We start from the raw sequence: 12,929 nt of genomic DNA, 5'->3' as shown, positions 1-12,929 counted from the left end.
CATTATATCAGCCAATCATTGATTACTCTATGTCGGAATTTACAAAAATTAAACGTTTAGAAGGATATAGACGCTAAGTTATAGAAAAAGGTGGCATTTGCCACCTTTTTAATACACATAAATTAGAATTACTGACCAGCTTTTAATTTTAGGAAGTAATCTTCATAAATTACTGTGCTGTCACCAACCGCATCTTGCCACTCTACACGATCCAAATCTTCTTGAGACGGGAATAGTGCAGGGCTGTCTTTAAACTTCTCGTTTGACGCTTTTACCGCTGTTAGGTAACCCGTATCGCGAGAGATTTGCTCTGCGATTTCAGGGCGAAGCAAAAAGTCGATCATCTTGTGTGCTGCTTCAACGTTTTTCGCGCCTGAGCTAATCGCGAAGTTATCTACCCAACCAATGCCGCCTTCTTTCGGGAAAATAAGCTTAATTGGTAGACCTTCATTTTGTGCTGCAGCTGCTGAGCCGTTCCAGAGCATACCTAGGCCCACTTCACCAGACATGTACGGTGCACCAGGGTTGTCTGAGTTGAACACCAATACGTTTGGCATGAGTTTTTGCAGTTCTGCGTAAGCTTCGTCGATCTGAGCTTTGTCTGTTGTGTTACCAGAGTAGCCTAATTTACGTAGCGCGATGTGGAACACTTCACGAGTGTCATCCATCATCATTAGCTGGCCTTCAAGCTCTGGCTTCCACAAATCCGCCCAGCTTGTAAACTCTTCAGGATCATACATGTCTGTGTTTACGGCTAGACCTGTAATCGCCACTACGTGTGGGATAGAGTAGTCGTTGTTTGGATCGTATGGCTTATCTAGGTAGTTTGCATCAAGGTTGCTAAAGTTCGATAGCTTTGACTTATCGATTTTTTGTAGCATACCTTCATCGCGCATTTTCGCTACGAAGTAGGTCGATGGAACGACAAGATCATAGCCTTTATTGTGCGTTTTTAGCTTTGCATACAAGGTTTCGTTCGACTCATACGTTGAGTAGATGACCTTGATGCCAGTCTCTTTAGTAAATTGCTCTAGGAGGTTACTGTTGATGTAAGGCCCCCAGTTCATAAATACCAATTCTTTGTCTTCTTTTGCACTAGCTGCTCCAGATAGAAGAGAGAGTGCACATGCACTACCAGCTAGAAAAGTAGCCCATTTTTTCATTGACGTTAGCTCCAAAACAAACGCTGCCTTTATGGCATAGATAAAAAAAGAGCAGAATGACCACGCCATTCTGCTCCAGTAGTAAAATAGCGGTTTACTTAACCTTTTCTCTTGCCAGAAGCTGTGAGGTCACAACCAAGATAAGAGAGACGATTAGCATAATGGTTGCAAGGGCGTTCACCTCAGGTGAAATGCCGACTTTAACCATTGAATAAATCTTTAGAGGCAAAATCTCGTACGTCGGGCCTGTCACAAACGAGCTCACAATCACATCATCGAGTGAGAGAGTGAATGACAATAACCAACCTGCAGCGACTGCCGGTTTAGCCAGTGGCAAGATGATTTGCTTAAGAATAGTCCATTCACCTGCGCCAAGATCCTTTGCAGCTTCAAGCATTTTTACATCGAAGCCTTTCAGGCGGCTATACACAGTCACAACCACGAAAGGCAAACAGAATGTAATGTGTGCAATCAGCAAACTAAAGAAACCGAGTTGCGCACCAAGTACTAAGAAAATGGCTAACAGCGAAATTGCCATCACAATGTCTGGTGACATCATTACAATAAAGAGTAGTCCACTCACTGCGCCTTTACCTTTAAATTGGTAACGGAACAGTGCAACCGCGGTTAAACTACCAATAATGGTTGCAGCGGTTGCCGAAAAAACAGCGACATTGAGCGAATGCCAAGCGGCTTGCATCAAGCTGTCGTTATTAACCAGGGCGTCATACCACTTGGTCGTAAAGCCACCCCATTTCATGCCAAATTTGTTGGCATTGAATGAGTTAGCGATCAAAACAATGATCGGTAGATACAAGAACGCGTACACTACCGTCATAAAACTAAATCTTACAGCGCGTCCCATTATTCGAGCTCCACTTTACGGTTTAAGAGCTTGCCTGCACGGTAGTAGGCATACAACATCACTGCCATTGCAGCGGTGAGGGCGATACTCGTCGCTGCGCCAAACGGCCAGTCACGAGCATTCAATATTTGACTCTTAATCACGTTACCAATCAGAAGGTTCTTCGCTCCGCCTAGCAGGTCAGCGATGTAGAACATACCTAATGCAGGCAGCAGTACAAGCAGACAGCCACCGATGATACCCGGCATGGTCAATGGCAAAATAACTCTCGTTAGCGTTTGCCATTTGTTAGCACCAAGATCGCGCGCAGCCTCGATGTATGTACCGTCCAATTTCTCAATCGCAGAGTAGAGAGGCAGAATCATGAATGGCAACAAAATATAAACCAGACCGATCATTACTGCTGTCTCGGTGTACATAATGCGTAAAGGCTTATCGATAATGTCCAAGGCGATTAAACTCTTATTTAAGATACCTTGGGTACCTAGGACAATCTTCAAACCATAGGTACGGATTAGCGAGTTAGTCCAAAACGGCACTATCACCAAAAACAGCATAAATGGACGCCATTTTTCTGGCATCTTCGCTACGATATACGCGAATGGGTAGCCAACCACCAAACAGATAAAGGTTGCCACGATCGCCATGTAGAACGAGTGGAACAAGACCTTAGCGTATAGAGGGTCGAGTAGTCGTACGTAGTTCTCGAGTGTGAACGTCATTTCAATCAGGTTAGCTTCGTCTCGAGTTAGGAAGCTAGTACCAATGATCATCACATTTGGGATCAGTACGAATAGTACTAACCAGCCGACAATCAGAGTGATAATGGCGTTCTGTAGATTAAACTTCTTGCTCATCTTTTAGCACCACTTCCCAGCTTTCAACCCAAGTAACGGCAACCTTTTGACCTAGCGAGTGGTCGACATCTGGATCGTCTTCGTTAAAGAATTCGCTTACCATTACACGCATACCAGACTCAAGTTCTACGACGGAATCTAGCGTCATACCTTTATAGGTGCGTTCTGCTACGTGACCAACGATGCCTTTATTTTCTGACTCTTTGATCTCTTCGATACGCAAATCTTCTGGGCGAAGCAATACTTGAAGCTTTTCGCCAGATTCAAACGCTTTGTCGTAGTAAACAATGCTCTTCTGGCCTTCGATTTCCGCATTGATACGTTTGTCGTCAATGCGATCAATCGCGGTTGCGTTAAATACGTTGATCTCACCAATGAAGCGAGCAACGAACAAGTTTTTCGGCTCTTCGTAGATCTCACGAGGTGAACCGTCTTGCTCGATCACGCCATCACGCATAACGATAATGCGATCCGACATCGACAATGCTTCTTCCTGATCGTGAGTAACGAAAATAAAGGTAATTCCTAGTTGGCGCTGAAGCTGCTTAAGCTCGATCTGCATTTGCTTACGCAGTTTGTAGTCAAGTGCAGACAGGGACTCGTCCAAAAGCAAAACTTTTGGCTTGTTCACTACAGCGCGAGCAATCGCAATACGTTGCTGCTGACCACCAGAAAGTTGATGTGGTTTACGCTGAGCCATTTTCTCTAGGCGAACCATTTTCAATGCTTCAAGAACACGAGGTTCAATTTCGGCGTTTGGTACTTTTTGCATACGCAAGCCAAATGCCACGTTTTCGAAAACGGTCATATGAGGGAATAGCGCATAGCTCTGGAAAACAGTATTTACGTGCCTCTGTTCAGCAGGGACTTCCGTTACATCTTGGCCAGCGAGGTTGAGTCTGCCACTGTCGACGGTTTCAAAACCGGCGATCATTCTAAGTACTGTGGTCTTACCGCAACCCGAAGGGCCCAGAATAGTGAGAAATTCACCATGATTAACGTTTAAGTTAAGATTTGCGATGATTTCCTTACCATCGAAACTTTTACTCACACCAGCGAGCTGTACGACTGGTGTTCCTTCTGAATGTTTAGCGTTCAACGTCTGTTTTTCTCCACCTCGGCCGAAAATTTAGCGGCCAGTTGCTATACACATTTAAGGCGCGCATCATAATCACCAATTGGGTGAAATCAAAGCATTTTCTTATCCCGAAACGAAAAAATTTTGCAGGTAAAACTAAACATTATTTACCATACTAGGTTTAGAGCGTGTCGAGTTGAATATTTTGCCTTATCAATTGGTTAATTATCACCCAAAAAGACTGAAAAGCAAGGTGATAACAGTGATAAAACAATCTCGTTACCGCTATAATGTCGCAGCCTTTTCAACGAAGAAATGAACTCGATAGAGTGTCACTTGGAAAACATATGAAAAACGATTTTGAAAGAGACTTCAATTTAGGTGGGTCGATTGAGCGCGCTTTATCAGGAAAATATGACCTCAAGGCCGGGGCTGTATTCCAAGAAGCGTGGCAGCAAACCATTAAGCATTTTCTGTCTTTCTCGCCAGCTATTGTCGCCCTCATTCTTGTGCAGGTGGGTATTTTCTATATCGCTCTGCAGTTACAGCTTGGTAACCCAGCGGTTATCCTGCAAGCATTCCAGGATCCAAGCTTACTAGACCAAAGCATTTTCCAAGCTATTTTTGTCGCTAACTTTAGCTATGAAGTGGTAAGTGCGCCGGTTTATGCGGGCATTTCGCTTATGGCAATGAGCCATGCTGCCGGTCTGACAACTAAGCCGAGACATATTGCTAAAGGATTGCAGTTCACTGTACCAGTGATTATTGCAACCATGTTCAGTTTAATGCTTCAAGGCCTAGTTAGCATGATCTTGCCATTCTTGTCTATGTACCTGTCGCTTGCATTTAGCCAATCAATGCTGCTTATTTGTGAGAAAAAAGTACCACCACTGCAATCCTTGCTGTTGTCATTGCGTGCTGTGAATAAAAAGATATTCGTTCTGGCTGGGATTTATACGCTATTGATGCTTATGTTCATCGTTGGTGCGATGTTCTACGGGATTGGCCTGATCTTCGTGCTGCCGTTCTTTTTCCATGTTAAAGGGATTGTGTATCGAGAGATGTTCGGAATCACTCTGAAAATTGTTGCGACCGAAGACAATGGTTCAGATGACCGCAGTGACGATAATAACGATAACGACGACAGCACACCGCCTAAAGATCAAGACAAGCCAAATAAGAACCCTGAGGTATTTGATGCGTAGTTCGCATAAATTTATTTCTCTTGCTGCGCTCCTGACCGGGAGCGCTTTTTTGTTCCTTTCTGAAAAGTCCTCTGATGACAATGAAGACCTAGGGATCATTTTGCCAGCCATCGCTGACGAGAAGCCGGATTTAGCGAGTATTTCAGACACCATACTGAAAAAACAGACCTTCTTCGATTATTTGAGACCGGGGGTTGTTATTGAAAATGCCCGTGTTGAGAAAGAACGGAGACGACTACTAAGTATCAAACAGGCGCTTGACGAACAATCTCTTAGTAGTGAGCAAGAGTCAACAGCCAAGCGACTGGGGAGACTGTATTCATTAGAGCCGACGACCGTAGACTATGAGTGGATAGAGGCGATGCTCGAAAGAGTGGATGTACTTCCAGAGGCATTAGTACTCACGCAAGCAGCTAATGAGTCTGCATGGGGCACATCACGCTTTGCCAATGAAGCCAACAATTACTTTGGTCAATGGTGCTATACGCAGGGGTGTGGGTTAGTTCCGCTCAAACGTAGTGAAGGCATGTCACATGAAGTCGCTAAGTTTAGCTCTCCGCAACAATCCATTCATGGTTATTTCATGAATGTGAATCGTAACAGAGCTTATCAAGACCTAAGAGACATTCGCGCCGGCATTCGGGATAGGGGTGAAGATTTACTATCCGAAGCGACAGCACTTGAACTTACCAACGGACTATTGCGTTATTCGGAGCGAGGTGAGGCATACGTCAAAGACCTGCAAGCCATGATTCGACATAATGACGAGTTCTGGACAAGACAATAATAATCAAAGAATTAGATATGAAAGTAGTAAAATTAGCCCTTGTAGGTTTTGCCGCAGCGACGTTTGCGGTTCCCACTCTTGCTCAAGAGTACATGTTCACTTATTCCAAATTGTTTTCGCAAATGAAAAATAACGCGAAAGAAGGCCATGAAGATGTCAAAGTGGGTTTCTTCTTTGTCGATGCCGACTCAAAAACCTTGTGTCCTATCGAAAAAGCTTGGATGGAAAAAGAAGAGCATTATGAAGAATTACCAGCGAGTCCAATTAATGAACTCATTGTGCCGCTAGATAACAACCTTAAGTCAGCGAATCCTTTGGTGTTTGTACATACACCTAAAGACCGACGCTGTGACTTCTCTATGGTAGTCATGACGACCGAACCAATGTCTGGCAAAGTGACCTATGCTGAAGTTGAAAAACTACTCCCGCAAATGCAAGTGATGCTAGAAGATTTAGGTGGTATGTTTGCTGGCTGGTTCACACCGGATGTTGAAGGCATTACGCTTGAATTTGCACCTGACATGGAAGGCGTAATTTCGTATTCGAATGGCGATTCAGTCGCATTGGACAAAGGCAAAGCTCAGGTGCGTTTGAGTGACATCGGCGAGGGCGGTTATATGACTCTACCTGGTGAGACAGTTCGTATCCTTCCTTATCTTCCTGGCGCTAAATAACCCTCCGCATCTGACTAATATGTTTGACTCCCAAGCGAAAGGGAGTCAAACAACCATTTAATCTTTATCAAAAAGCTCGTATAATCCACGCCCCAGATTATTCCCAGTAGGAAATCCTATCGTCGACCTTGTCGGCAATGTGAGAGCACGTGATGAACCAGACAGATACAAGAAAAGAAACCTTAGAGTTCAACAAACTTCAAAAGCGACTTAGAAGAAATGTTGGCAATGCAATTATCGACTACAACATGATTGAAGAAAATGATGTAGTGATGGCTTGTATTAGTGGTGGTAAAGATTCATTCGCGATGCTGGATATCCTATTGAATCTACAAAAAGCGGCACCGATTAAGTTTGATGTGGTTGCGGTTAACCTTGATCAGAAACAGCCAGGCTTCCCTGAGCACATTCTGCCGGATTACTTTGAAACGCTGAACATTCCTTATTACATCGTAGATAAAGACACTTATTCAGTTGTAAAAGAGAAAATTCCTGAAGGTAAAACGACCTGTGGTCTTTGCTCTCGTCTTCGCCGTGGTACCTTGTACTCGTTCGCTGAGAAAATTGGTGCAACCAAAATCGCCCTTGGTCATCACCTTGATGACATTGTGGAAACCATGTTCCTGAACATGTTCCATGGTTCGCGCTTAAAAGCAATGCCTCCTAAGCTTCGTTCAGACGATGGCCGTAACGTGGTTATTCGCCCGCTGACGTACTGCCGTGAAAAAGATCTGATCAAATACGCAGAGCACAAAGAGTTCCCAATTATTCCTTGTAACTTGTGTGGTTCTCAAGAGAACCTACAACGTCAATCGATTAAAGCGATGTTGATAGATTGGGATAAGAAAACACCGGGTCGTGTTGAAGCTATCTTCAAATCTATTCAAAACGTAAGCCCTAGTCAGTTAGCTGACCGTGAACTGTTTGACTTTGTTAACCTACCACTCGATCGTGAAGGTAACAGAGAAGAGTACGAGTTCAGTGAAGCGACAGTATCGTCGACGAACATTGATGAGTCGATGTTTATTGATGTTACTAACGTTTAAGAGTTAAAAAAACGCCCCTCACTAAGAGGGGCGTTTTACTATCTACCTATCTATTTATTGGTATTCGTTATTCTGGCTGCTTCGGGTCTAAAGGGCTAATATACCCCTCGGGTTTGAGCGCCAATACGTCACAATTAATCTTATCAATCACGTGCTCAGCTGTGTTACCAATAAACACTGCCGACAAACCAGTACGTCCGGTAGTACCTAGAATCACCATGCCGGCATCAAGCTGGCGAGCTACATCTGGAATGATGTCTTCAGGTAGACCTTGCTCTACGATAGTTTGTTCTTCCGCGTAACCATGTTTTTGACGTAGTGCTTTCATAGCCGTTAGGTGGTGGCCACGAACAGCATCAGTATAGGTTGCAGGGTCAAACTCTGGGAGTTCGATAGTGATGTTTGCTGGAGTAACAGGGTAGGCGTTAACAAGATAGCCGGTTGCGTCCAAACGTTCCGTTAAGCTATCCAGCTGCTTGACCATACAGTCGTTTAAATCAATGTGAGTCGGGTTTTCTGAACCTACGTGGACCGACGCAACAATGTTAGCTTTATCTGGCCAGTCAGCGTTTTTCACCAACAATACTGGCACCGGACACTTGCGCAATAAGTGCCAATCCGTTGGAGTGAAGATAACTGATTCAAGAATATCGTGCTTGCGAGTGGCTTTAATGACAATGTCGTGCTGCCCCTCAAAGACTTCCTCCACGATCGCGACATAAGGCCTGTTATGCCAAATGACATTAACGTCGAAATCGAAGCTGTCATCGAGGAAAGGTTTGGCGACACTTCTCATCCATTCTTCTCGTTGGTGTATCACACCACGCCGCATTGCATCACGCTCTTCGTGTGACAGCATGGACGTCATGTCGTAAGAAAAATCGTAGATAGATAAGAAGAAACGGATGTGGCTCCTGGATTTGCTCTTCTTAGCAAGTTGAACCGCACGAGCAAGGGCAGGCTGCTCATCGCTATTGAGATTCGCTACGACGAGGATTTTACTGTAGATGCTCATAGATACTCCCTACCTAATTGGGTCATTACCTATAAACACTTTAGCGCAAATCTATGAATTTTTTTAGAAAAATTGGATTTTGAAGAGAAGAAAATTTGAAGTGGCTCATTGTAGAGCCACTTTGGAAAGGTTGCAAAAACGTCAAGTTAGATACGTTTATTCTTTTGAAACGCCAGCCATTTCCATCAGCGCATCATGGTCGATGATAGTGATATATTTGCCTTTAACACTTAGCACTTCCGCTTTTTGGAAGCGGCCAAGTAGGCGACTAATGGTTTCGACAGTTAGACCTAAATAGTTACCGATATCACCGCGAGTCATTGTCAGACGGAACTCGCGAGGGCTGAAGCCACGTTGTGAGAAACGCGTTGATAGGTTGTATAGGAAAGCGGCAAGACGCTCTTCAGCGTTCTTTTTTGACAGCAGTAGGATCATCTCTTGATCGCCTTTGATTTCATTCGACATCAAACGCATAATTTGCTGACGAAGCTTTGGCATTTTGCCTGAAAGGTCATCGAGAATTTCGTAAGGAATTTCGCATACCATTGAAGTTTCAAGCGCTTGTGCAAAGCTAGGGTGTTCATCACCAGTAATGGCATCGAACCCTACTAGATCGCCAGCTAGGTGGAAAGCAGTGATCTGCTCATCGCCTTGCTCGGTAATGGTGTAACTTTTAATTGTCCCTGAGCGAATAGCGTAAAGAGACTTTAATTCGTCACCTGCTTTGAATAGCTCTTGGCCTTTTTGGATTGGCTTTTTACGCTCAATAATTTGGTCTAGTTGATCAAGCTCAGATTCGTTGAGAGTAAAGGGGATACAGAGCTGACTAATGCTGCAATCTTGGCAATGAATCGCACAGCCGCCAGACTGAACACGTTTTGCTACAGGCTTTTCAGAAATCATAACAACCTTTCACTATTTGATGTACATCAAGATTTTATCATTCATTACCCCCAAAGGGTAGCTAAAAAATCAATGATAAAACAATCATCTATTAGTTTGCGCTAAAAATCATCACCGACTCGTAACCTGTGTATAGCCCATAAACGAGTATCGAAACTGCGGCGATGTTGCGGAAAATGAGTGAATTTTGCAGGGATTTTAATTTTGTAGCGCTCGTGCCTACAAGCAACATAGCGGGGAGGGTACCAAGACCAAACGCCAACATAGTGGCTGCGCCGCCTAAAGCACTTCCAGATACAGCCGCCCAGGTTAATACCGAGTAGACAAGGCCGCATGGCAACCAGCCCCATAAGAAACCAAACGGTATAGCATGAGAACTGTGTTTCAGTGGCAATAGTGTATTGGCGAGAGGTGAGATACGCTTCCATAACGACTGACCCAGAGCTTCAACCTTGAGCAAACCATTCCACCATCGACCCACATAGAATGCGAGTAACACCATAAAGAGTGCGGCGATGATACGAACAAACGCAAGCGATTGATTGAACTGGGAAAGCGATGCAATCCCTGCAATCGTTCCACCCACAACACTACCGATCAACGTGTAACTTAGCAAACGACCAAGGTTGTAATTGATGATAAGTCCCGTGGGGTTTTTATTCGATTGTCCAATGGAAAGGAGGGATGCGATGCCACCGCACATTCCCATGCAGTGGCCGGCGCCTAAAAGGCCGATGGTAAAAGCACCGATTAGGTCAAGGTTCACGCGATTCTTCCTGTTTAGGCTTGTGGCCTGTTTGTTTTGCCTGTGCTTTTTGCTCTGTGTCCTCGTCAAACAAAATATTGTGCCCCTGACGTTCTAGGTCTTCAAATTGTTCACTTTTCACGGCCCATAGGAAGATGGCGACCGCCACACACACCAAAACAATGGCGATGGGAATGAGGATATAGATGCTTTCCATGTTACTTACCTTCTTCTTTAAGCAAGCGCAGTGAGTTTGAAACAACAATGATCGAGCTTGCCGACATGCCTACAACCGCAATATAAGGCGCGACGAGGCCTGCAACTGCTAATGGCAGTATCAAAACATTATACCCTAAAGACCAAGCTAAGTTCTCTCTGATGATTTTGCGAGTTCTTAACGCGAGCTCGCGAGCGGTCAGTATTTTATCTAACCTATCACCAAGTAGAACAAGATCAGCAGAAGCTTTAGCCACATCAGTGCCACCACCCATGGCAATAGACAGATGCGCACCGGCAAGCGTTGGGGCATCATTAATGCCATCCCCAATCATCATAGTGATGTCATCAGAATCAAGGGATTTGAGATAATTTAGCTTATCGCTGGGTGACGCGCTGGCGATAACATCATCAATACCGACTTCTTTCGCAACCGGCTCAGCGTTCGAGCGCGTGTCACCAGTCAGTAGTGTTGTTTTCACAGCAGCTTCACGCATCTTGTTAATGAACTCCACCGCTTCTTTACGAATTGGATCGCGATACTCGAATGTCGCCACATGCTGACCATCTATCGACATATAAACGCTGTTTAGAGCAGTATCGTCACGTCCTAATACGTACTGAGCGTTGCCAATTTTAACCAGTTTCTCGCCAATGACGCCTTGCAAACCTGAGCCGATAACGTTTTCTACATCTGTCACCATAACTGAATGGTTCAGATAGGGTTTGAACGCGCGAGCGATAGGGTGGTTGGCGTGACTCTCTAGCGATGCTGCGATGCTAAGGAGATCTTCTTGTGATTGATCACCAAACGCGTGCGTACGAGCTATTTCAATGTCACCGTGCGTGAGAGTACCCGTCTTGTCGACAACGAGATGGTTCACTTTACATAAGGTTTCGAATACGTGTCCGCGTCGGGACAGGATACCTAACGTCCCCATTCTTGAACTCGAGCAAGTAATTGCGGTTGGCGTAGCCAAAGATAGCGCGCAAGGGCAGGTGGCAACCAGCACTGATAACATGATCCAAAACGCATCATCAGGTTCCGTTTGATGCCAGAAGAACCAAGTGCCTGCCGCAATTACAAGTATGATAGCGACGAAGTAACGCGCGACGATGTCGGCAATTTCGGCAATCTTCGGTTTGCTTAACTGAGCTTCATCTTGCAGTCGAACAATACTGGAAATCATTGAGTCTGCTTTGGTTGACCTAACTTCTAGGTCAAAGGCTTCGTCGCCATTAAGCGTGCCAGCGTAGACAAAGTCGTCCTTGCCTTTTACGACGGGTAGAGATTCACCTGTTAGCATAGATTCATCGATATGAATACGGCCATTAAGCACGACGCCATCCGCTGGAATGTGCTCCCCTGGTAGCACCTTGATTTGGTCACCAATTTGCAATGACTTAACAGGAACTTGTTCGCCATTGAGTTTATTGGCAATGGCTGGAATGAGTTTTAGAAGGTTCCCGCTTGCGGCGGCCGCTTTTCTTCGCGCGCGCATCTCTAGATAACGGCCAATCAGCAAGAAGAAAGTGAACATCGAGATAGACTCGAAGAATACTTCCCCTTGCTCTGTGACTGTCGCGACCAAACTCGCCACATAAGCGAATATCAGAGCGATAGACACTGGGACGTCCATACCAAGTGTTCGCCCTTTGATGCTTCGCCAAGCATTGATATAGAACGGTAAAGCCGAGTAGAGAAGCACGGGCGTTGCGAAAATCAGGCTAACCCAACGAAAGTAGCTTTTAAACTCCGGCTCTAGATTACCAAAGACTTCGAGATACAGTGCTACTGCCAGCATCATCACTTGCATGGTCGCAAGGCCAGCAATACCCAATCGGTAGAGGTATTGCTTCATTGTAGCGTGATAAGCGGCTTCTTGCTTGTCCGCCTCGAATGGTGCAGCTTTGTAGCCAAGGGTGTGGATAGAGGAAAGTAATTGGCTGAGTTGGGTTGCGGTTTTATCCCACTTTAGAAGAGCGCGGTTTGTCGTGGTGTTAACGCGAATAGAAATTACACCTGGCTCGACGGACATGCGCTTTTCGATTAACCATGCACAGGCGGCACAGGAGACACCTTCAAGTGACAATGTCACTTCTTTGGTGTCTTCGTGATTTCGCACAAACTCGGCCTGAACATCTTCATTGTCATAATGAATGAGTGTTCTTAACTGTTCAGGAACTAAGTCAGCCTTTTCGGCGGGGGCAGTACGATATTGGTAGTAGGAGACTAAGCCACTATCAACAATAGTTTGAGCCACACTTTCGCAGCCGGGACAACACATCTCCCGGTCAGCGCCTAAGATTTCTACGTTGAAGTTCGTGTTGGCTGGTACATCTTCACCGCAGTGATAACACGTCTTACTCATAAT

Annotated in this window: 13 protein-coding genes; 4 read left to right on the top strand and 9 right to left on the bottom strand. The window is 45.0% G+C overall.

Annotated features, from left to right (window positions below; genetic code table 11):
• Window positions 1-128: 128 nt before the first annotated feature.
• From AAA946_RS08130 to potA, 4 genes are all read right to left on the bottom strand, one after another.
• Window positions 129-1,163, bottom strand: a complete 1,035-nt coding sequence (locus AAA946_RS08130) for an extracellular solute-binding protein (RefSeq protein WP_338164401.1) — start codon at window positions 1,161-1,163, stop codon at window positions 129-131.
• A 94-nt stretch (window positions 1,164-1,257) separates the two neighbouring features.
• Window positions 1,258-2,028 carry a spermidine/putrescine ABC transporter permease PotC gene (gene potC, locus AAA946_RS08125; protein WP_112460191.1) on the bottom strand — a complete coding sequence of 257 codons (771 nt, stop codon included), beginning with the start codon at window positions 2,026-2,028 and terminating at the stop codon, window positions 1,258-1,260.
• On the bottom strand, window positions 2,028-2,885 hold the full coding sequence (gene potB, locus AAA946_RS08120) for a spermidine/putrescine ABC transporter permease PotB (protein WP_338164400.1): 858 nt from the start codon (window positions 2,883-2,885) through the stop codon (window positions 2,028-2,030). Before potB ends, potC begins: the two co-directional genes overlap by 1 nt.
• Window positions 2,869-4,014, bottom strand: coding sequence for a spermidine/putrescine ABC transporter ATP-binding protein PotA (gene potA / locus AAA946_RS08115; RefSeq protein WP_338165803.1), 1,146 nt, complete (start codon window positions 4,012-4,014; stop codon window positions 2,869-2,871). Before potA ends, potB begins: the two co-directional genes overlap by 17 nt.
• 296 nt (window positions 4,015-4,310) lie before the next feature.
• Between potA and AAA946_RS08110 the strand changes: the two genes are divergently transcribed.
• The 4 genes from AAA946_RS08110 to ttcA all read left to right on the top strand — a co-directional run bounded on the left by AAA946_RS08110 (window position 4,311) and on the right by ttcA (window position 7,675).
• The gene (locus AAA946_RS08110; protein ID WP_338164399.1) at window positions 4,311-5,168 is read left to right on the top strand and encodes a hypothetical protein; all 858 of its coding nucleotides are present in this window, start codon (window positions 4,311-4,313) and stop codon (window positions 5,166-5,168) included.
• The gene (locus AAA946_RS08105; RefSeq protein WP_338164398.1) at window positions 5,161-5,955 is read left to right on the top strand and encodes a glucosaminidase domain-containing protein; all 795 of its coding nucleotides are present in this window, start codon (window positions 5,161-5,163) and stop codon (window positions 5,953-5,955) included. Before AAA946_RS08110 ends, AAA946_RS08105 begins: the two co-directional genes overlap by 8 nt.
• Window positions 5,956-5,972: 17 nt before the next feature.
• Entirely contained in the window at window positions 5,973-6,629 is a 657-nt protein-coding gene (locus AAA946_RS08100) for a DUF2987 domain-containing protein (RefSeq protein WP_338164397.1), read from the top strand.
• A 152-nt stretch (window positions 6,630-6,781) separates the two neighbouring features.
• Window positions 6,782-7,675 carry a tRNA 2-thiocytidine(32) synthetase TtcA gene (ttcA, locus tag AAA946_RS08095; RefSeq protein ID WP_112479370.1) on the top strand — a complete coding sequence of 298 codons (894 nt, stop codon included), beginning with the start codon at window positions 6,782-6,784 and terminating at the stop codon, window positions 7,673-7,675.
• A 67-nt stretch (window positions 7,676-7,742) separates the two neighbouring features.
• On the opposite strand, the gene uspE is transcribed toward ttcA, so the two are convergent.
• From uspE to AAA946_RS08070, 5 genes are all read right to left on the bottom strand, one after another.
• Window positions 7,743-8,690, bottom strand: coding sequence for a universal stress protein UspE (uspE, locus tag AAA946_RS08090; RefSeq protein ID WP_338164396.1), 948 nt, complete (start codon window positions 8,688-8,690; stop codon window positions 7,743-7,745).
• 156 nt (window positions 8,691-8,846) lie between these two features.
• Window positions 8,847-9,593 (bottom strand): FNR family transcription factor, encoded by a 747-nt coding sequence (locus tag AAA946_RS08085; RefSeq protein ID WP_112460197.1) that lies wholly within the window; start codon window positions 9,591-9,593, stop codon window positions 8,847-8,849.
• A gap of 91 nt (window positions 9,594-9,684) precedes the next feature.
• Complete coding sequence (locus tag AAA946_RS08080) at window positions 9,685-10,359, bottom strand: sulfite exporter TauE/SafE family protein (protein WP_338164395.1); 675 nt, start codon at window positions 10,357-10,359, stop codon at window positions 9,685-9,687.
• A complete protein-coding gene (gene ccoS, locus AAA946_RS08075; protein ID WP_338164394.1) occupies window positions 10,349-10,555 on the bottom strand; it encodes a cbb3-type cytochrome oxidase assembly protein CcoS in 207 nt (68 codons plus the stop codon). Before ccoS ends, AAA946_RS08080 begins: the two co-directional genes overlap by 11 nt.
• A gap of 1 nt (window position 10,556) precedes the next feature.
• The gene (locus AAA946_RS08070) at window positions 10,557-12,926 is read right to left on the bottom strand and encodes a heavy metal translocating P-type ATPase (RefSeq protein WP_338164393.1); all 2,370 of its coding nucleotides are present in this window, start codon (window positions 12,924-12,926) and stop codon (window positions 10,557-10,559) included.
• Window positions 12,927-12,929 lie beyond the last annotated feature (3 nt).

The sequence above is a fragment of the Vibrio sp. 10N genome (genome assembly GCF_036245475.1).
In the GTDB taxonomy this organism is placed as follows: Bacteria; Pseudomonadota; Gammaproteobacteria; order Enterobacterales; family Vibrionaceae; genus Vibrio.
This window is presented reverse-complemented; position numbering and strand designations above follow the sequence as displayed.

Coding starts and splice junctions, on each gene's coding strand:
- AAA946_RS08130 (WP_338164401.1), bottom strand. CDS start 1,163: ATGAAAAAATGGGCTACTTTTCTAGCTGGTAGTGCATGTGCACTCTCT.
- potC (WP_112460191.1), bottom strand. CDS start 2,028: ATGGGACGCGCTGTAAGATTTAGTTTTATGACGGTAGTGTACGCGTTC.
- potB (WP_338164400.1), bottom strand. CDS start 2,885: ATGAGCAAGAAGTTTAATCTACAGAACGCCATTATCACTCTGATTGTC.
- AAA946_RS08110 (WP_338164399.1), top strand. CDS start 4,311: ATGAAAAACGATTTTGAAAGAGACTTCAATTTAGGTGGGTCGATTGAG.
- AAA946_RS08105 (WP_338164398.1), top strand. CDS start 5,161: ATGCGTAGTTCGCATAAATTTATTTCTCTTGCTGCGCTCCTGACCGGG.
- AAA946_RS08100 (WP_338164397.1), top strand. CDS start 5,973: ATGAAAGTAGTAAAATTAGCCCTTGTAGGTTTTGCCGCAGCGACGTTT.
- ttcA (WP_112479370.1), top strand. CDS start 6,782: ATGAACCAGACAGATACAAGAAAAGAAACCTTAGAGTTCAACAAACTT.
- uspE (WP_338164396.1), bottom strand. CDS start 8,690: ATGAGCATCTACAGTAAAATCCTCGTCGTAGCGAATCTCAATAGCGAT.
- AAA946_RS08085 (WP_112460197.1), bottom strand. CDS start 9,593: ATGATTTCTGAAAAGCCTGTAGCAAAACGTGTTCAGTCTGGCGGCTGT.
- ccoS (WP_338164394.1), bottom strand. CDS start 10,555: ATGGAAAGCATCTATATCCTCATTCCCATCGCCATTGTTTTGGTGTGT.
- AAA946_RS08070 (WP_338164393.1), bottom strand. CDS start 12,926: ATGAGTAAGACGTGTTATCACTGCGGTGAAGATGTACCAGCCAACACG.